Source organism: Pseudomonadota bacterium, assembly GCA_016195085.1.
GTDB lineage: Bacteria > Pseudomonadota > Alphaproteobacteria > SHVZ01 > SHVZ01 > JACQAG01.
In genome coordinates this window covers 70,578-89,778 of record JACQAG010000001.1, presented here as the reverse complement: position 1 = coordinate 89,778, position 19,201 = coordinate 70,578, and the positions used below count along the sequence as shown (strand labels likewise).

General features: G+C 66.6%; 18 protein-coding genes. 5 read left to right on the top strand and 13 right to left on the bottom strand.

Annotated elements, in window-relative coordinates; genetic code table 11:
• Positions 1-15: 15 nt before the first annotated feature.
• From HY058_00415 to HY058_00375, 9 genes are all read right to left on the bottom strand, one after another.
• Complete coding sequence (locus HY058_00415; protein MBI3495748.1) at positions 16-1,419, bottom strand: insulinase family protein; 1,404 nt, start codon at positions 1,417-1,419, stop codon at positions 16-18.
• Positions 1,420-1,433: 14 nt separating this feature from the next.
• Entirely contained in the window at positions 1,434-2,783 is a 1,350-nt protein-coding gene (locus HY058_00410) for an insulinase family protein (GenBank protein ID MBI3495747.1), read from the bottom strand.
• Positions 2,784-3,005: 222 nt separating this feature from the next.
• Positions 3,006-3,791, bottom strand: a complete 786-nt coding sequence (locus tag HY058_00405) for a DUF3035 domain-containing protein (GenBank protein ID MBI3495746.1) — start codon at positions 3,789-3,791, stop codon at positions 3,006-3,008.
• A 27-nt stretch (positions 3,792-3,818) separates the two neighbouring features.
• Positions 3,819-4,289, bottom strand: coding sequence for a signal peptidase II (gene lspA, locus HY058_00400; protein ID MBI3495745.1), 471 nt, complete (start codon positions 4,287-4,289; stop codon positions 3,819-3,821).
• 14 nt (positions 4,290-4,303) lie between these two features.
• Positions 4,304-7,177, bottom strand: coding sequence for an isoleucine--tRNA ligase (locus tag HY058_00395; protein ID MBI3495744.1), 2,874 nt, complete (start codon positions 7,175-7,177; stop codon positions 4,304-4,306).
• Positions 7,174-8,145: a bifunctional riboflavin kinase/FAD synthetase gene (locus HY058_00390; protein ID MBI3495743.1), complete on the bottom strand. Its 972-nt coding sequence runs from the start codon at positions 8,143-8,145 to the stop codon at positions 7,174-7,176. Before HY058_00390 ends, HY058_00395 begins: the two co-directional genes overlap by 4 nt.
• Positions 8,146-8,524: 379 nt before the next feature.
• Entirely contained in the window at positions 8,525-8,962 is a 438-nt protein-coding gene (locus tag HY058_00385; GenBank protein ID MBI3495742.1) for a MaoC family dehydratase, read from the bottom strand.
• Positions 8,963-9,111: 149 nt separating this feature from the next.
• Positions 9,112-10,128, bottom strand: a complete 1,017-nt coding sequence (locus HY058_00380; GenBank protein MBI3495741.1) for a serine protease — start codon at positions 10,126-10,128, stop codon at positions 9,112-9,114.
• 36 nt (positions 10,129-10,164) lie between these two features.
• Positions 10,165-10,650, bottom strand: a complete 486-nt coding sequence (locus HY058_00375) for a VOC family protein (protein ID MBI3495740.1) — start codon at positions 10,648-10,650, stop codon at positions 10,165-10,167.
• A gap of 129 nt (positions 10,651-10,779) precedes the next feature.
• On the opposite strand from HY058_00375, the gene HY058_00370 reads away from it, so the two are divergent.
• Positions 10,780-11,154: a hypothetical protein gene (locus HY058_00370; protein ID MBI3495739.1), complete on the top strand. Its 375-nt coding sequence runs from the start codon at positions 10,780-10,782 to the stop codon at positions 11,152-11,154.
• 176 nt (positions 11,155-11,330) lie between these two features.
• On the opposite strand, the gene HY058_00365 is transcribed toward HY058_00370, so the two are convergent.
• Entirely contained in the window at positions 11,331-11,990 is a 660-nt protein-coding gene (locus HY058_00365; protein ID MBI3495738.1) for a hypothetical protein, read from the bottom strand.
• Positions 11,991-12,577: 587 nt separating this feature from the next.
• On the opposite strand from HY058_00365, the gene HY058_00360 reads away from it, so the two are divergent.
• From HY058_00360 to HY058_00345, 4 genes are all read left to right on the top strand, one after another.
• Positions 12,578-12,727 (top strand): hypothetical protein, encoded by a 150-nt coding sequence (locus HY058_00360; protein ID MBI3495737.1) that lies wholly within the window; start codon positions 12,578-12,580, stop codon positions 12,725-12,727.
• The gene (locus tag HY058_00355; protein ID MBI3495736.1) at positions 12,727-13,401 is read left to right on the top strand and encodes a response regulator transcription factor; all 675 of its coding nucleotides are present in this window, start codon (positions 12,727-12,729) and stop codon (positions 13,399-13,401) included. The genes HY058_00360 and HY058_00355 overlap by 1 nt, the downstream gene beginning before the upstream one ends.
• A 57-nt stretch (positions 13,402-13,458) precedes the next feature.
• Positions 13,459-14,814 carry a hypothetical protein gene (locus HY058_00350; protein ID MBI3495735.1) on the top strand — a complete coding sequence of 452 codons (1,356 nt, stop codon included), beginning with the start codon at positions 13,459-13,461 and terminating at the stop codon, positions 14,812-14,814.
• Between the two features lie 97 nt (positions 14,815-14,911).
• Positions 14,912-15,148, top strand: a complete 237-nt coding sequence (locus HY058_00345; protein MBI3495734.1) for a hypothetical protein — start codon at positions 14,912-14,914, stop codon at positions 15,146-15,148.
• 285 nt (positions 15,149-15,433) lie between these two features.
• Here HY058_00345 and HY058_00340 read toward each other — a convergent pair whose 3' ends face one another.
• The 3 genes from HY058_00340 to HY058_00330 all read right to left on the bottom strand — a co-directional run bounded on the left by HY058_00340 (position 15,434) and on the right by HY058_00330 (position 19,065).
• On the bottom strand, positions 15,434-16,303 hold the full coding sequence (locus HY058_00340) for an ABC transporter permease (GenBank protein MBI3495733.1): 870 nt from the start codon (positions 16,301-16,303) through the stop codon (positions 15,434-15,436).
• Between the two features lie 126 nt (positions 16,304-16,429).
• The gene (locus HY058_00335) at positions 16,430-17,371 is read right to left on the bottom strand and encodes an ABC transporter permease (GenBank protein MBI3495732.1); all 942 of its coding nucleotides are present in this window, start codon (positions 17,369-17,371) and stop codon (positions 16,430-16,432) included.
• Between the two features lie 188 nt (positions 17,372-17,559).
• Positions 17,560-19,065: an ABC transporter substrate-binding protein gene (locus tag HY058_00330; GenBank protein ID MBI3495731.1), complete on the bottom strand. Its 1,506-nt coding sequence runs from the start codon at positions 19,063-19,065 to the stop codon at positions 17,560-17,562.
• Positions 19,066-19,201: the final 136 nt, after the last annotated feature.

The following is a 19,201-nucleotide window of genomic DNA, read 5'->3' as shown; positions in this document are numbered from 1 at the left end:
TTGGCGAAGCGCTCGTCAGCTCGGTTGATCGGGAACGGGACGCGTGGGCTCGAGCCCGGAGGGTTGACCGACGACGACGAAAACCAACGCCTCGGGGTCCATGAGACGCCGGGCCACGCGGCGGAGGTCATCGAGGGACACCCGCTCGATGAGGGCGTTTCGGCGATCGAAATAATCGATGCCGAGATTGTCCTCCTGCACCTGGGCCAAGGCCCCGGCGATGGCGCGCGAGCTGTCGAAGCGGAGCGGATAGGAGCCGATGAGGTAGGTTTTGGCGTCCGCCAGCTCCTCGGCGGTGACGCCGTTCTCGCGCACCTCGCGCCAGATCTGGCGGACGAGGTCGATCGACTGGGCGACCCGGCCGTTCTGGGTGGCGACGGAGCCCATCCACAAGCCGCTCAGGCGAAAGGCGACGAGGCTGCTGTTGGCGCCGTAGGCGAGACCGCGCTTCTCGCGGATCTCGGTCATCAGCCGCGCGCCGAAGCCGCCGCCGCCGATGATGTGGTTGAGCACGAAGGCGGGAATGAAGTCGGGATCGCTGCGCAGGATGCCGGGCTGGCCGAAGGTCACGACCGATTGCGGAATGGCGCGAGGCACCACCATGATCCCGCCGGGCCCGGAAGCGATGGCGGGCTTGGGGTCATCCGCCTTGGCGCCGGAGGCCAGCCGACCGAAGGTCTGATCCAAGAGGCCCGCGAGCTCGGCCGCGGTGATGTCGCCGACCACCGAGACGATGAGACCGCCGCGGTCGATGCGTTCGGCGGCAAATCCGAGGAGATCCTCGCGCTGGATCCGGCCGATGCTGGTGGCGGTGCCGCGCCCGGGCCGTCCATAGGAATGGCCGGGAAAGGCCGCGCTGTACCAGACCCGATTGGCGATGGCGCGGGGATCCTGCCGGGAGCGCTGGACCTGCGCCAGGATCTGCGCGCGCACGCGCTCGATGGGCTCGGCGTCGAAGCGCGGCTCGGTCAAGGCGAAGCGCAGCATCTCGAAGGCGATGGCGCGGTCGCGCGAGAGCGTGCGCAACGCCGCGTGCAGGCGCTCGGCGCCGGCTGAGAATCCAAGCGAGATCGCCCGATCATCGAGGCGCGTCTGGAAGGAGGCGCTGTCATACGGGCCCGCACCCTCGGTCAGGAGCTCGGCGGTGAGATTGGCGAGCCCTTCCTTGCCTTGGGGATCGGCGGCGGAACCGCTGCCGGCGAAGGAAGCCTCCAGGGTCACGATCGGCACGGAGTGATCCTCGACCAGCCAGGCGACGATGCCGCCGGGGCTGGCAATCTGCTGGATCGGTGCAAAGGCATGGGCCGGCTGGGCGGAGACCAGGCCCGCGACGAAAAGCGCCAGGCAGAGGATGAGCCGAGCCGAAGCGGGTGGTGCCGTCCCGGCACCCGCGCCGGCCGGAGGAATCGACGTCGACATCCTCGCCTTCCCCTTCATGACGTCCGCTTCGGAAGGAGCACGCCGGTCACCGAGGATTCTAGGCGAATGACGGCTCGCGCGGCCCGCTCCACATCCTCGCGGGTGACCTTGGCGATGCGCTCCGGCCAAGCCTCGATATCGGCGATGGTGCGTCCCCGCACCAAGGCTTCGCCGAAAAGCCGCGCCGGTCCGCGGGTGCTGTCCAAGGCATAGAGATAGCTCGCTTGCATGCGCAGCTTGGCCCGCTCGACCTCATCGGCCTCGACGCCATCGGCAAGCAGGCGTGCCAGCACCTGGTCGATGGCGGCCTCGCATTCCTCCACCGTGCGCCCTTCGCGCGGACTGGCATAGACGTCGAAGGTGGAAGGACCGATCGGGTCAGGGGCGTAGCCGGCGCCGGCGCGGGTCGCGGCCCCGCCATCGCGCACCAGGGCCCGTTCGAGCCGGCTGGTCGGGCCGGAGCCCAGCACCTCGGCCAGGACCTGCAGCGCATAGGCGTGCTCGCTCGGGCCGTTCTGATAGCTAGGTGCGAGGTAGGAGCGGCTGAGCGAGGCATTGCCGACGAGGGGGCTGGTCAAGCTCACCCGCTTGGCGGCCTGGTGCGGCGGCTCGCTGGTCCAGCTTCGCTCGGGCACGGAGCCGGCGGGGATGACGCCGTAGTATTTCTCGGCGAGCCGACGGACCTCGGCCATGGTGACGTCGCCGGCGACCACCAGCACGGCGTTGTTGGGCATGTAGTAGCGCCGGTAGAAGTCGAGCGCATCCTCGCGGGTCAACCCCTGCATCTCGTGGGCCCAGCCGATCACCGGCATGCGGTAGGGATGGTTGAGAAAGAGCGCGTTCGACTTTTCCTCGTGCAGCAGCGCCGCGGGGCTGTTGTCCACCCGCGAGCGGCGCTCCTCCAGGATCACGTCGCGCTCGGAGCGCACCTCCGCCTCGGCAGGCTTGAGATTGGCCATGCGGTCGGCTTCGAGCCGCATCACCAGCTCGAGCCGGTCGGCGGCGATGTCCTGATAGAAGCCGGTGTAGTCGTAGGAGGTGAAGGCGTTGTCTTGGCCGCCATTGCGGGAGATGACGCGCGCGAACTCGCCCGCGGCCAGCGTGCTCGTGCCCTTGAACATGAGATGCTCGAGGAAATGCGCGATCCCGGTCTTGCCGGGCCGCTCGTCGGCGGAGCCGACCTTGTACCAGACCATGTGGGCGACCAGCGGCGCGCGATGATTGGGGATCACCACGATCTCGAGCCCATTGGGCAAGGTGGCGCGCTCGGCGTTGAACAGAGCGGCGGCCGCAGCCCAACTGGGGCCGAGGCAAACCGCCAGCACGAGCGCCAGCTGGCCTAGCACCGGCCGTATTCGGCACATCCAGGCGCGCTCGCCGCCGTAGAGCATGGAGCCTCCCTGCCTTGCAGCAATGGACACCGCTAAACTTAAGGCCGGAGGTTGCCGGTTCCAAGCTAGCGCCCGAGAATGGCCTCGGAGTTGGGCGAAACTGCGGCGGCAGGCCCGCTATCGCCGGCCGGGAGCGGCGCGCACGGATTTGTCGCCGGCCGAGACCGCTTGGGGTGGCCTCCCGGCTCGCCGGCGCTAGAACCAGTTCTCGAAGATGCTCTTGCCGACCCGCTTGATGCTCGGCGTCTCGCCCTCGGTCGCCGGCTTGCCGAGCGCGGCATTCTCCTGCAGGCGCTGGCTTTCCTTGCTGGCGTCCAGGATCTTTGCCGGCGCCTCCGGCTTCCGCCACCACAAGAGCTTGTTGATCGTCGGTTCATCCGCAGCGGCGAGCTGGGTCAGCTCCTCGGTCAAGACCGAGCGGATGTTCGGAAGCGCCTTGTCGGCGCCGAGACGGCTCAACAGCGCCTGCTCGCCCGAAGCGGAGCGAGAATCGGCCGGCTGAGCCGCGGCGGCAGGGCTCGGGGTGCCGGCGGGCGCTGCTGCGCTCCGGCCGAGGACACCCGGCGCATTGGCCGATGCCGGAACGGTGGGGGCGGCACCGCCGATCACCATCGCCGACACCGGGTTGCGCGGGGCAGAGCTCGGCGGTGGCGGGTCGCTGGCGACGGAGGCGGTCTGGGTATTCCCGCTGGCCGGGGCCGTCGGCTGGGGCGTACCGACGGGCGCGGGACTGCCATTGCCGAGCACTGCGGCGCGCGCGCTCAGGCTGGGCGAGGCTTCCTGCGGGCGGCTGGCACCGGGCGTGGGCGGCCGTAGCTGGGAATCGGGCGGGATGCTGAGGGGAGCATGCGCGACGACCTGGAACTCGTCGGGCGCATTCTTGCCGAGGCCGAGCATCTTCCTGGCGTCATCGGCGCAGCCGGCGAGCGCGAGGCTCGCCAGGACGGCACCGACTGAGACGACACGAGGGTTGAGAGTCACGGGCGCTTGCCTCCCCACAATTGAAGTTTATTTATCACTTTCGGGCGAGCGCTGGAACAAGGCATGCAAGATCAGCAAGGCGGCTCCGACCGTGATCGCCGCGTCGGCGAGATTGAAAACCCAGAAATGCCAGCCAAGAGCATGAAAATCGAGGAAATCCGCGACCGCCCCGAACCGGGTCCGGTCGATGACATTGCCGATGGCGCCGCCGATGACCAGCGGAATCGCCAGAATTAGCAGCCAGTCCCTCGCCCGGACCAGCCAGACCAGGAGCACACCCACCACCACGAGCGCCAGGGCAGAGAAAGCCCAGGGGCCCGCGGGGTGGCCCTGGGACAAGAGTCCGAAGGTCACGCCCCGATTCCACACCGGCGTCAGGTTGAAAAAGGCGGTGACCACGATCTGCTGCGGGGGGAAAAAGATGAGGCCGAGCAACCAGCTCTTGACCAGCTGATCCAGCCCGACGACCGCCAGCGCCAGCGCCAGCCCGATTGCCAGCCGTCGCGTCAACGTTAGTCCGCGGCCCTGGCCGCGCCGCCGACCACGCCCTCGCAGCGCCGGCAGAGCGCGCCATGCTCCTTTGCCTCGGGCAAGACCCGCCAGCAGCGTTCGCAGCGCTGGCCGGGAGCCAGCTCCGGCGCCACCGCGATCCCCGGCAATTCGGCGAGCCGGAAGGCGTCATCGGGGCCGGGGGCTTCGCCCTCGGCCTCGATCAGGGCGGCCGCCGACGTGATCCAGATTTCCGCCGGGTCGAGCCCGTCATAGGCTCGCGCGTAGGGCGGATTGACCCAAACCTTCGGTGCCGCCTGAAGCGAAGCGCCGATCCGCTTGCTGGCCCGCTCGAGCTCGATAGCGCCGGTCACGACGCGGCGGACCGCGCGGATCTTCTCCCATTTGGCCGCGAGCGCCTCGTCCCGCCACGCCTCGGGCACCTGAGGGAAGACCCGGAGATGCACGCTTTCGGCAGCATCGTCGGGCACGGCGGTGCCGCGATTGAGCCAGGCGTCCTCGGCGGTGAAACAGAGCACCGGGGCAAGCCAGGCGGTGAGGCAGGAAAACAGCGCGTTCATCGCCGTGCGCGTCGCCCGCCGCCGCGGCGAGTCCGGCGCATCGCAGTAAAGCGCGTCCTTGCGCACGTCGAAATAGAAGGCGGAGAGATCGACGGTGGCGAAGGTGTGGAGCGCGGTGAAGAGCCGATGGAAGTCGTAGTCCTCGACGGCTTGGCGCACGAAGCGGTCGAGCTCGAAGAGGCGATGCAGGACCCAGCGCTCCAGCTCCGGCATGTCTTTGGGTAGGACGATCTCCGCCTGTGAGAAGCCGGCGAGCGCGCCCAGGAGATAGCGCAGCGTGTTGCGCATGCGCCGATAGAGCTCGGCCTGGTGCTTCAGGATCTCCGGGCCGATGCGCAGATCCTCGGTGTAGTCGAGGGACACCACCCAGAGCCGGAGAATGTCGGCGCCGTACTGATCGGTGACTTGTTGCGGGGCGACCGTGTTGCCGAGCGACTTCGACATCTTGCGCCCCTGCTCGTCCATGACGAAGCCATGGGTCAGGACCGTATCGAAGGGAGCGCGGCCGCGGGTGCCGCAGGATTCCAAGAGCGAGGAGTGGAACCAGCCCCGGTGCTGGTCGGAGCCCTCGAGATAGAGCGAGGCCGGCCAGCCGAGATCCTTCCGCGCCTCCAGGACGAAGGCATGGGTCGAGCCCGACTCGAACCAGACATCGACGATGTCGCGGATGGCTTCGAAGTCATCCGGATTGTGGTCGTTGCCGAGGAAGCGCGAGGGATCGCCGGCATACCACGCATCCGCCCCGTCGATCTCGAAGGCGGCGGCGATGCGCTCGATCACGGCGGGATCGCGCAAGGGCTCGCCTGTCTCTTTGTTGACGAAGACCGCGATCGGCACGCCCCACGCCCGCTGGCGCGAGATGCACCAGTCCGGGCGCTGCTCGATCATGGAGTAGAGCCGGTTGCGCCCGCTCTCGGGCACGAACCGCGAGTCGTTGATGGCCTGGAGCGCGGTGGCCCTGAGGCCGTTCGTCTCCATGGAGATGAACCACTGCGGCGTGTTGCGGAAGATGAGCGGTGCCTTCGAGCGCCAGGAATGCGGATAGCTGTGCACCAGACTGCCCTTGGCGATGAGCATCGTCGCCTCGGCCAGAGTCTTGATGATGGCGCCATTGGCATCGCCGGGCTTGCCCGCCGCCGTATAGACGCGCTTGCCGGCGAACAGCGGCACATGGGGATAGTAGCTGCCGTCCTCGCCGACAGTGCGCGGGATCTCCAGTCCGTGCTTGCGGCCGAGCTCGAAGTCGTCGGTGCCGTGGCCGGGGGCGATGTGGACGAAACCGGTGCCCTGTTCGGTGGTGACGAAGTCGCCGGCCAGCACCGGCACGTCGAAGTCGTAGCCCTGTCCATGGAAGGGATGCCGGCAGATCGTGCCGGAGAGCGCGGCGGCGGCGAGCGTGACCGTGGCGCCGGGATCGCTGGTGAAGCGGCACGCCGCTTCGACCGAGGCTTGCAAGGCCTTGGCGACGACGAGCTTCTCGCCGATGCGCGCGAGGCTGCCGTCGCCGACGGCGGCGACGGTGAGGACGGCGTAGTCGAAGGGCTCTGCGTCGCCGGCGACGCCATGGGCGATGGCCCGGTTGCCGGGCAGCGTCCAAGGCGTGGTGGTCCAGATCGCGACCGAGGCGCCCGCGAGCGCCGGATGGCTCGCCTTGATGATCGGAAAGCGCGCATGGACGGTCGCCGATTTGTGGTCGTGATACTCGATCTCGGCTTCCGCCAGCGCGGTCTTTTCCACCACCGACCACATGACCGGCCGGTCGCCCCGGTAGAGACCGCCATTCAGCAGGAACTTGCCGATCTCGCGATAGATCTGCGCCTCGGCCGCATGCGCCATGGTGGCGTAGTGCTGCTGCCAATCGCCCTCGACGCCGAGCCGGCGGAACTCCGCCATCTGCACGCCGATCCAGTGCACGGCGAAGGCGCGGCATTCCTGGCGGAACTCCAGGATCGGCACCGCGTCCTTGTCCTTGCCCTTGGCGCGATATTCCTCTTCGATCTTCCACTCGATCGGCAGGCCATGGCAGTCCCAGCCCGGCACGTAGTTGGCATCCTTGCCCAGCATCTGCTGGGCTCGGTTCACCAGGTCCTTGAGGATCTTGTTGAGCGCCGTGCCGATGTGGATGTTGCCGTTGGCGTAGGGCGGACCGTCATGCAGCACGAATTTCGGCCGGCCCTTCGAGCGCTCGCGCAGGAGCCGGCAGAGATCGATCTCGCCCCAGTGCCTGAGGAGCTCGGGCTCGCGCTTGGGCAGATTGCCGCGCATGGGAAACTCGGTCGACGGCAGGAACACCGTCTGCTTGTAGTCCGTGGTCATGAGCCCACCTTTTGCCGGCCGGCCGGCCGCCGATGGCCGAGGATGGCACGAGCCGCCGCCGCATCCTCGTGCATCTGCTTCGTCAGCTCCTCGAGCCCGGCGAATTTCGCCTCGGGCCGGATGAAGTCGATGACCTCCATGCGTAGGTGCTGGCCATAGAGATCACTCTCAAAGTCGAACAGATGCGCTTCGACCAAGACGCCTACATTCGCGACCGTTGGCCTGATGCCGATATTGGCGACGCCGTCGTACCAGTGGTCCGGCTTCAGCGCCGGAGCCATCACGCGCACGGCATAGATGCCGAAGGCCGGGTTGAGGGTCTCGCCCAGACGAAAGTTGGCGGTCGGAAAGCCGAGGGTGCGGCCCAGCCGAGCGCCCGGTTCCACCCTGCCGTCGATCTCCCAGGGCCGCCCGAGGAGTGCAGCCGCCTCCGCCGGATTTCCTTCGCCCAAGAGACGGCGGATGCGGCTGGAGGCATAGGGTTGGCCCGAGACATCGAGGATCGGCTCCACGCGGGTGACACCGAAGCCGAGCCGGCTTCCGGCTTGGGTCAGCATGTCGACGGTGCCGCGGCGCTGATGGCCGAAGCAGAAGTCGAAGCCGACGACGACGTGGCAGGCGCCCAAGCCTTGGACCAGCACTTCCTCGATGAAGTTCTCCGCCGAGCGCTGGGCGAAGGTTCGATCGAAGGTGAGCACATAGACGACGTCGAGCCCGAGCCCCTCGAGCACGTGCATCTTGGTGCGGAACGGTGTCAGGCGAAACGGCGGCGTGCCGGGGCGAAAGAGCTGCTTGGGGTGCGGCTCGAAGGTCATGACCGCATGCGGCCGCCCCCGTTCCCGGGCGAGCCGGCCGGCCTCGTCGATCAGGCGCTGGTGGCCGAGATGCAGCCCATCGAAATTGCCGATCGCGACCACGCCGCCCTGGGCCGTGTCGGGCAATCCGGTGTGATGGCGAAAGAGCTGCATACGGGCTAACCCCTGCGGGCCCAGCACTCCGAGCCCATGTGTCGGGGCGAGTTTTCCGGTGGCGGGGCGCGCATAGTCAAATGCTTTTGCGCCTGGCCTAGCGGCGGCGACAGGGGATAGCCGGCGCGATGGCGGCCTCGCCGTCCAGCACTGTCTTGCTTTCGGCTCAGATGATCGGGCGGGAATGAACGCCATGGCAGGGAGACTCCGACGCGGACGGGGCGGGGAACGTTGCGGCAACCCGGTCCTGGGCGAGGACCGGGGCGCTAATTCGCCCAACCATGCGGAGGCTCAGTGCCATGGAAATAATATTGCCCGATCGATTCGGAAGGTCAAGGAACCGGCCCTCTAAGCCGATGGCGGCCCGGGAACCGGTCTTCTAGGCAGCCCGCGCCGGCACCATGACGGTGGCCTCGCCCTCCAGCACCACCTGATTGCCGACCCGGCAGGTGGTTTCCATCACCACCCGCTTCTTCTCCGGAACGATGCTGGTGATGGTGGCCAGGGCCACCACCGTGTCGCCGGTGCGCACCGGCGCGCGGAACTTCAGATTCTGGCTGAGATAGATGCAGCCGGGCCCCGGCAGCTTGGTGCCGAGCACGGTCGAGATGAAGCTGGCGCTCAGCATGCCGTGGGCGATGCGGCCGTGAAACATCGTCTCCTTGGCGAATTCCTCATCGAGGTGCACGGGATTGGTGTCGCCCGAGATCCCGGCGAAGAGCACCACGTCCGCATCGGTGATGGTTTTTGCGTAGCGCGCGGACATGCCGACCTTCAGATCCTCAAGGTAGTAGCCATGGCCATTCAGTTCATTCATCGCTCGGTGGCTTTCGCTCGTTACGCCGACGAACCAACCCAATCCTGCTGCTTCGCAAGATTCTTTGTGCGCTGCACTATACGTGAGAAGACTAGGGAGCGACAAGCGCGCCCCACAACTGGTAGCAGTGGTGGCCCGCATCGACCCGGTTAATAGGTGGGATTGAGCCGTAGGTAGCTCGTGCGATCGGCCGAGGGAACCGGAACCACGACCACGCGCCGCCCTTTGAGGACCGTGACCGGCACCTCGGTCCCCGCCGGCCCTTCGGCCCAAAGCTTGCGATAGAGGTCGGCCAGATCCTCGACCGGCCGGCCATGGATGGCGAGCACGACGTCGTTCTCCTTGATTCCGGCGCGTGCCGCTGGGCCGTCGGCCGAGACGCTGGTCACGAACAGCTGACCCCGGACCTCCTGGGTGTTGATGCCGAGCCACGGCCGGGGTGGCGCGCTCGGGCGGCCCTTGGCCACCATGTCGGCGAGGATCGGCTTCAGCCGGTCGGTCGGCACGAACATGTTGCCTGGAACGCCGCTCGCGGCTTCGCTGAGGATGAGCGAGCCGATGCCGACGAGCTTGCCGTCGGTGGCGATGAGCGCCGCCCCGCCGAATTCGCCGTAGGGTGGGGCGGTGAAGATCGCCTCGTCGACGAGATATTCCCAGGCGCCGGCGAAGGTGCGGCGGGAGACGATGCGAACCGCCCGCGCCCGCGCCGCACCGCCATGGCCGGCGACGAGTGCGGCGGCACCTTCGCCGAGGGAGGCGCTGTCGCCGAGCTCGATCGGCTTCAGATCGATGGGTGCGGTCGGACGCAGTAGGCCGAAGCCGCTCGCGGGGTCGTAGGCGAGCAGGCTCGCCGGCACTGCGCGCTCATCATTGCCGATGATTTCGATCTCGTCGGCCTCGATCACCAGATAGCCGATGGTGAGCACCAGCACCGATGCGCCGCCGCCGGGATTGGCGATGACGACACCATTGCCGCGGCGATCGTTGCCGAGCGTCTTGGCGGTGCGCGCCGTGCCGGGAACCTTCGCGTGAACGGCCACGACCGAAGCGAGGATCTCCTCGGCGCTGGCCGGCTGCGCTGCCGCCAGGTGGCGGGGTGCCGCCAGAACCAGCAGGAGACAAGCCGCCAGCTCGATCAGCAAGGCCCTGCGGCCTTGCTCCAGCATCGGCCAGGATCGCTTCGGACCGGGCATCGCCGGTGCCTAGCGGTGGGCGGGCGCGCCGTTGCGACGCAGGGCGCCGACCGGCCGTCGTTTGCTCGTGCTCTTGGCCCCGGGTGCGCGCCGCTGGGGCGTCTTGGCCTTCAGCCGCGCCTCGCGGGCGGCGTCGAACTGCAGCTCGACTTTGACCCCGTCGGGATCGGTCAAGAAGATCTGGTAGCGCCGGGCGCCGGGAACGATTCGCGATTCGAAGCCGATCGCAGCCTTCTCCAGGCGGCGCTTAAACGTCGCCATGCCGCTGGCGGCGAAGGCGACGTGATCGAAGGCGGCCTTCGAGCCCTGTGGGGCTTTCGGATCGCCGACGAGATGGACGACCGGCTGGTCGCCGACATAAAGCCAGGCGCCGGGAAAGGTGAACGCCGGCCGCGGGCCGAGGCGCATGCCCAGCACATCCTGATAGAAGCGCTGGGAGCGCTCGAGGTCGCGGGTGCGGATGTTCACGTGATCGAGGCCGCCGATGCCGAGCATACCCGCCATGAAACCGATCCTCCGTCTGCCGAAAGTTCCGCTTCCATGCTACCCTCTCGGCCGCTTCGCCGAAAGGGTGGGAGCGCACTTGAGCCTGAGGGATCGGGGTTGCGGTTCCGGGGGGATGGGATGAGCCGGGACTATGTCGAGGCGAAGGCGCTGGAGGCGCTCAAGGTGGCCGAGGGCGACAAGCGTCGGGCCGCCCGGATCCTGCAAGCCTGGGCCGAGGAGGACGGGCGGCTGAAGAGTGCGCTGGTGCGGCCGTTCTTCGCCAATCTCTGCGGCTTCGCCGTGCAGCGCGCCGCCGCACGCGCCGCCCGCCCGGCCAGAGCCAAGCCCGCTTCCGGACGTCCGGCCCTCGATGCGGTCATCCAGGCTTTGGGCGGGGGCAAGCGGGTTGAGGTCGATCCCGGCCCGGTGGCCGACGAAGGGCCGGCAAGCGTCAAGCACCAGCGCACGCTCAAGGTCTTGGCGCAGGCCTACAAGAAACGCCCGAACCGCTGAGTCGGCGCCGCCGAGCTTTCTCGCAAGGCGCAATCCCAAAGACCGTCATGGCCGGGCAGGCCGAAGGCCGAGACGGGGGAGGGGATTTCGGAGTCGAGGCCGCGGAGAGCGGACCGACGAGAGGATCACCCCCTCCTAAAGTCCACCCCGCACATGACAATCGATAGATGAGACGATCAGGCCTTCGGGGCCCGGCAGTCGTCCGGGCGCGAGGCCACCAGGTTCTCGTAGATCGACTTCAAGTATTTCGGGTCGGCGCCGATCATCTTGGCGTTGGCCCGCTGCTCGGCAGTCTGCGCGACGGCGGCGGAGATCATGTGCGGCGTCGCCTCGTCGGGCAGCACCAGGAAGCCGGACTTCTCCAGATCGTTGAGGATCTCCCCGGCGGTCTTGGCATAGCGGCGGAAGGAGTTGTCCATCATCGAGGCGGCTTCCCGGCGCCCGGGATTGGAGGAGCGCGACAGCGCCATCGAAATGATGTCGGTGATCAGCTGCGGGTCGCGCGTCGCCATCCAGGCGTCCACCATCGAGCGATAGATCGTGGTGACGTAGATGCGGAAGCCGCGCGGGCCCAACAGGCTCTTGCTCGCTTGGAAGGAGCTGTCGGCCTTGGCGATCATGGTCTCGCTCGGATCGCGCGGCAAAATGGCGTAGCCCGACATCTCGAAGGATTTGAGCACGCCCTCGGCGTCGCCCTTGTAGCGCTCCCATTCGCTCTCGATCAGGAACGAGCCCAAGGCGTCCGAATGCTCGTTCTGCACACGATTGAGGAACTTCGCGAATTCCTTCGCGATGAGATCCGTCACCTTGATGACAGGAGGGGGCTGGCCGCGCATTCGTTATCCCTTCTTGCGCCCGACCGGACACTCGTTGCCGCAACCGCGGCCTCCGGTCGACCGAGACTCAACGCTGTCAAAGTTGGCGCGATGCGCTTCCAGCACTCGTTCGACCACTGCCTGCACGATCTTCCAACTAGCTTGACTGTCTCATAATACGCCCGCCGCCTTTCAGCAACAGCGCAACGTCGCGCCGCCAGCCGCAAGCGCCGGTTCGCGCCGCCGGTCACAATTTCGAGCGATCACTCTGGAGAATGGCGATGATTATGATAAATATAGATAATATAGACTGATTGGAAGGGGTAATCGTGCTCTGGTTCATAAATGACGCTTCAGGTCTGCCGGGGGTTTTTGCCGCCGGCGGCGTGGCCGCCTCGCTCCTGATCACCGTCTTGGCTTGGCTTGCCTAAGGCACCACCGAGACCGATCGAGCCGGTGCGGTTCCTAACCGGAGATTGCTCAAGCCTCGGCGGGCGCGTGCCGGCAACGCAGAGGAAAACCGCGCGAATCCTTGGCCGAGCGGCGAGCAATCTCGTCGCCAAGGGCCGGGCGTGCTAGCTTAATTCCGCCTTGGGGGGCGAAGTGACATGGTCCCTGTTAGCGTCATCACCGGCGCTTGCCTGACGCTTGCCGGCCGTCGTCCCGGCCAGGCCGATGCCGATCCCAATCCCGAGTGCGGCGGCGAGCGGCTCCCGGCTTGCGCGCTTGCAGTGCTGCTCGCAGGAAGCGGTCGCTGATGCGAATCCTCGTCGTTGAAGACGATCCGGAGCTGGGCCCGCATATCGCCGAGGTGCTGCGCCAGCAGGGCTATGCGGTCGATCTCTCGCCCGACGGCGAGGAGGGACACTTTCTCGGCGACACCGAAAGCTATGACGCGGTGCTGCTGGATTTGGGCCTGCCCAGCCGCGACGGGATCTCGGTTCTGAAGCATTGGCGGGCCGAGCAGCGCCAGATGCCGGTCATCATCCTGACGGCGCGCGGCCGGTGGAGCGAGAAGGTGGCAGGCTTCGATGCCGGCGCCGACGACTACGTGACCAAGCCGTTTCAGATGGAAGAGGTGCTGGCGCGCCTGCGCGCCGTGATCCGCCGCTCCGCCGGCCACGCCAAGGCGGAGCTGGTTTGCGGACCCCTCACCTTGGATACGCGCGCGCACCGCGTGACCGTGGGCGGCGTGCCCGTGCGCCTGTCCGGCCAGGAATACAAGATTCTCTCCTATCTCATGCATCACCAGGGCAAGGCGGTGTCGCGCACCGAGCTGGCGGAGCACATCTACGACCACACCTACGACAAGGACTCGAACCTGATCGAGGTCTTTATCGGCCGCCTCAGAAAGAAGCTCGGCGTCGATGTGATCATCACCGTCCGCGGCCTCGGCTACATGGTGATGCCGCCTAGCCCGGATCTTCCATGAGGATCGGGGCAGCGACGGAGCTCATGCGGTCACAGGCAAGGAAAGCCGCGAAGAGCGATGGCGGTTAGATCCCTCGGCGACCGGCTGCTGCTGCTGTCGACGATCTGGATCGCCGGCGCCATCCTCGTTGCCGGGCTCGTGCTGTCGAACCTGTTCCACCGCCAGGTCCAGCGCGATCTCGGCCACGACGTCCAGATCCTCCTGGATACGCTTCTCTTCATCACCGACATCAATCCCGACGGCAGCCTGGTGCTCAGCCGCAAGCTCCCCGACGCCCAGTTCGACCAACCCTTTTCGGGCCGCTATTGGCAGATCCGGGTGGATGGCTTGCCCGTGCTTCGCTCCGAGTCCCTGGGCGATCAGACCCTGCCGGTGGGCGTGGCCGGCGGCGAGGACGGGCTGGTGCAGAGTGAGATCGATGGCCCCCAGGGCCAGCGGCTGCTGCTGGTGGCGCTCGAGCTGACCCTGCCGGGCTCCAACCACCGCTACAACTATTCGGTCGCGGTCGACCTGGCGGCGATCGCTCCCGATCTCGCCCGGGTCGATACCGCCATGGTGGTCATTCTGCTGCTTCTCGGCCTCTGCCTCATCGGCGCGGTGTTCACCCAGGTGCGCCTTGGCTTGAAGCCCTTGCGGCGGCTCAGCGCCGAGATCGCCAACATCCGTGCCGGCAGGCGCGAGCGTCTGTCGTCCGACTTTCCGGAGGAGGTGGCGCCCTTGGTCGAGGAGGTGAACGCGCTCATCGATCACAACAATCTCGTGGTCGAGCGGGCGCGCACCCATATCGGCAATCTCGCCCATGCGCTGAAGACGCCGATCTCGGTCCTGACCGCGCGCGCCGGCGGCGAGAGCGGGAATTTGGCCGACATGGTGCGCCAGCAAGCAGCCGTGTTGTACCGCCACGTCGAGCATCACCTGGCGCGCGCCCACAGCGCCGGGGCCAGCGGTCCGGTCGGACGGCGCACCGAAGTCAGGCCCACGATCGAGGACATGCGGCGGATCGTGGCGCAGATCTATGCCGAGCGTAATTTGGACATTCGCATCGACAGCGCGCCCGAGCTCGTCTTCCTCGGCGAGCGGCAGGATCTGGAGGAGATGCTGGGCAATCTCGTCGACAACGCCTGCAAATGGGCCCGCCACCGGGTGCGGCTAACGGCGCGCGCCGAGGGCAACCGCCTCATGCTCGCGGTCGAGGACGACGGACCGGGCCTGCCCGACGCATTCGGCGTCGAGGCTTTCGAGCGCGGCACGCGCCTCGACGAAGCGGTGCCGGGAACCGGCTTCGGTCTGGCGATCGCGCGCGACATCGCCGCCATCTATGGCGGACGAATCGCGCTCGCGCGCTCCACTCTGGGCGGGCTTGCGGCGAGCCTCGACTTGCCGCGCGCAGCACATGCGCTCATGACTCCGTGAGCCACGCTTTTCAATACTCGGTTAATGAAAATGTTGTTTTTGTCTTCGAGGAGTCGTAGAGTGCGGCCAGGTTCACTTTATTCGAGAGTATAAATCCATGCGACTCGCTCTCCTGGTTCCGGCGGCCCTGGTGATCGGCCTATTCGTGGCCCAGCCGGTCATGAGCAACGCCGCCTATGCCCAGACGCAGACGCCGGCGACCACGATGCAGAAGAAGCCGGCGATGAAGAAGAAGGCCGTGGCCAAGAAGCCGATGGCGACGAAGAAGAAGGCGACCACTGCCAAGAGCGCCGCCGCCAAGAAGAAGATGGCGAAGAAGACGACCACCAGCTAGGTCGGGTTCGACCGGCCGTCTTCGGCGCCGGCCGATGCCATGCGTCGGTCGGGGCGAAAGAATACATTCCGCGCTGCTGTAAAGTTCACGCAGGCCCTCGGTTCTCCGAGGGCCTTGCCGTGTCTCGGCAGTCTCGATCTGCCGGACTCGGCCCAGTCGTGAGCGGGACTCCCGCCCGAGGCATTCGCCATGCGGCAGCAAATCCAATAAGCTCGTGTCGACCTGAATCTGAAATTCGTGTTCACGAATTTCAGATTCACGACACCAGGCGGAGGCGGACGGCGCTCACCCCTCCTTGGGATCGAGCGCGTCGCGCAGTCCGTCGCCCAAGAGATTGAACGCCAGCACCACCGTGACGATCGCCAGGCCCGGCCACCAGGACATCCAGGGCGCCTGGCTCATGAAGTTGCGCGCGACGTTGAGCATGCTGCCCCAGGAGGGCGAGGGCGGCTGCTGGCCCAAGCCCAGGAACGACAAGGCCGCTTCGGCGATGATCGCGGTGGCGATCGCCAAGGTCGATTGCACCATGATCGGCGGCAGCACGTTGGGCAGCACGTGCTTCAAGGCGATGCGGATGTGCGGATTGCCCAAGGCCCGGGCGGCCTCGACATAGTCCTCGACCGTCACCGCCAGCACCTGCCCGCGGGTCAAGCGGATGAAGATGGGCGTGGTGGTGATGCCGATGGCGATCATCGCATTGGAGAGGCTGGGGCCGAGGAAGGCCGCCATGGCGATGGCGAGGATGAGGAAGGGGCAGGCGAGCAAGGCATCGGTAATGCGCATGAGCAGGCTGTCGACCCAGCCCTTGCAGTAGCCCGAGACGAGGCCGACCGGCACGCCCACCCCGACCGCGATGGCGACGGAAATGACCCCGGCCATAAGCGAGGCGCGCGCGCCCCAGATCAGTCGCGACAAAATGTCGCGCCCGATCTCGTCGGTGCCGAGCCAGTACGCGGCCGAAGGCGGCTTGCGCACCAGGAGGAAGTTGGTGGCGAGCGGATCATAGGGTGCCAGATAGGGGGCAAACGCGGCCATGAGCACGAAGACCACCACCACCACCAGGCCGACGATGGCGCCGCGACGCTGCTTGAGGCGCCGCCAGGCCCGGCCGCGATCGGCGGCCTCTTCGGCTTCCGGGAGCGTGATCGTGGCCATCCTGCTTGGCTCCAAGTGTCCCGCCCCTGAAATTCGTCCGCGAATTTCAGGGATAAGCGGGCCACTAATCAATTGAATCTAGTGTGATGATTCCGAAGTTCGCCGACGAACTTCGGAATCATCACACTAGGCGCGCATGCGCGGATTGACGAGGAAGTAGATGAGGTCGGCGCAGAGATTGAGGAAGAGAAAGCCGGTCGCCGTGCACAGCACCACCCCTTGCACGACGGCGTAGTCGCGGTTGAAGACGGCATCGACGATGAGCTTGCCGAAGCCGGGGATGGTGAAGACCTGCTCGGTCAAGACGGCACCGCCCAAGAGCTGGCCGAACTGGATGGCACCGAGCGTGACCACCGGTATGAGCGCGTTTCTAAGCGCGTGGCGATAGATGACGCGAGGCTCCCTCAGCCCCTTGGCGCGGGCGGTGCGCACATAGTCCGAGCGCATCACCACCAGCATGGCGCTCCTGGTGTGGCGCATGAGCACGGCGGCGATGGCCGAGCCCAAGACGAAGGCCGGCATGATCATGGCGGAGAGGTTCTGCCGCAAATCCTCGCGCGGGCTCACATAGCCCGAGGCCGGCAGCCAGCCGAGCTCGACCGAGAAGAAGAGGATCATGATGATCCCCAGCCAGAAATTCGGCACCGAGAGGCCGGCGAGCCCGACCACGTTGGCGGCATAGTCGAGGGCGGAGCCCTTCTTCACCGCCGAGATGATGCCCATCGGAATGCCGATGAGGATGGCAATGGTCATCGCCATCACCGCCAGCTGCAGGGTGACCGGCAGCTTCGCCTTAACGAGCTCGCTCACGGCGAGCTTCAAGCGGATGGACTGGCCGAGGTCGCCCTGGAGCACGCCCCAGATCCAGTAGCCGTACTGCACATAGATCGGCTGATCGAGATGATAGAGCTGGCGCATATAGGCGATGACCTGCGGGTCGCGGTCCTCGCCGGCCAGCGCCAAGGCCGGGTCGCCCGGCAGCAAGAGCTGCAGGCCGAACACCACCATCGAGACGATGACGATGGTGGGCACGCTGATGAAGATGCGCCTTAGGATGTAGGTGAACATCGCGCGACGCCGATCCGTTCAGGTGCCAAACACGCCCCCACCCCTGCCCTCCCCCGCGGTCGCGGGGGAGGGGGTGGAGCTGCGTCGGTTCCCTCCCCCGCGCGTCAGCGCGGGGGAGGGTAGGGTGGGGGCATGCGGCATCGGCGACTTGCTGCCGAGAGCGGATTCCGTGCCGCTCGTCATCGCTCTCAGTTCAGCTTCATGCCGGCCAGCCGGATCATGCCGTCGGGCACGACGTTGAAGCCGGAGAGGCGCTTGGGCGCCGCCCAGAACCAAGCGTTGTGGTAGAGGTAGATGTTCGGCAAATCATCATTTTCGAGCTTGGCGATCTGCTCGTACACGACCATGCGCTGCTCCAGGTCGTTGGTGGCACGGCTCTTGGCCAGCAGCGCATCCATATCTTTGTTGCAGTAATGCCCGTCGTTGAGCGGGGCATTGCAGGCGACGAAACTGAAGAAATTGCCGTCGGGATCGACCCGTCCGCTCCAGCCGATGTTGAAGGCCTCGAAGTTGCCGGCGGTGGACTCCTTGAGCGAGGTCGCGAACTCGGTCGCCTGAATCTTGACGTCGAAGCCGGCCTCCTTCGCCATGGCCTGAATCACCTGGCTCACCTGCATGGCCTCATTGTTGTTCGGGGTCATCAAGGTAAAGCTCGGATTGGCAACGCCGGCTTCCTTCAAGAGCGCCTTGGCCCTCTCCACGTCGCGCTTGGGAACGGGCGTGCCTTTGGCGTACCAGGGGCTCTTCGGCGACACCCACTGATTGCCGGGGGTGAAGTTGCCGTTGAACACCACCTGATTGACGGCGTCGCGATCGATGGAGAGCGACAGCGCCTGGCGCACCCGCTTGTCCTGGCCCAACGGGTTCTTGGCGCGGTCGGTATTGCCGATGTTGACGGTGATGCCGTTGTAGCCGATGCCGACCACCGAAAGCAGGTTGAGCTTGGCATCCTTCTTCACCGTCTCGACATCGGTGGCGGCGATGCGCTCGGCGAGATCGATCTGCCCCGACTGCACATTGGCGAGCCGGACCGAATTATCCACGATCGGCAGGTAGGTCACCTTGTCGAAGGCGAACGCCGCCTTGTTCCAATGGTCCTTGTAGCGCTCGAGCACGATGCGGTCCTGCTGCACGCGCTCGACGAATTGGTAGGGACCGGCGCAGACCGGACGATTGCCGAACTGGTTGCCGGCGGCCTTGGCCGCCTTGGGCGAGACCATCATGCCCGAGCGGTCGGTCAATTGCGCGATCAAGGGCGAGAACGGCTGATCGAGATTGAGCCGGATGGTCATTGGGTCGACGATGTCGATCGATTTGACCTGGTTGACCTCCCCCTTGCGCATCGACTCCTGCATCGTCTGATGCCGTTCGATGCTGAATTTGGCGGCTTCCGCGTCGAGCTTCTCGCCGTCATGGAAGGTGACGCCGGCGCGCAGCTTGAGGGTGAGCTGGCGGTTGTCGGCCGACCAGCTCCACTCGGTGGCGAGCTGCGGCACCAGCTTCAGGTCTTTATCGATGTCGATCAGCTTGTCGCAGAGCCCGGCGAAGACAATGCGGCCGACGAAGGTGCGGGCCATGGTCGGGTCGAGAATGTCCGGGTCCTCGGCCAGGCCGATGCGCAAGTTCGACTGCGCCATCGCCGGCTGAGCGAAGGCGAGCGCGGCCGTGGCCGCCAGCAATAAGGCGCGGTGCATCCTAGCTCTCCCATGACCGGGGCGTCCGGAAGGTAAGCACCGGCGCCTGTTGTAATTGCAAAGCCCCCAGCAGCCGGCATCCTAGCCGCGACGGGCGGCCCGGTTCAAGCGAGCGCCCCGATGCCCCCACCCCAGC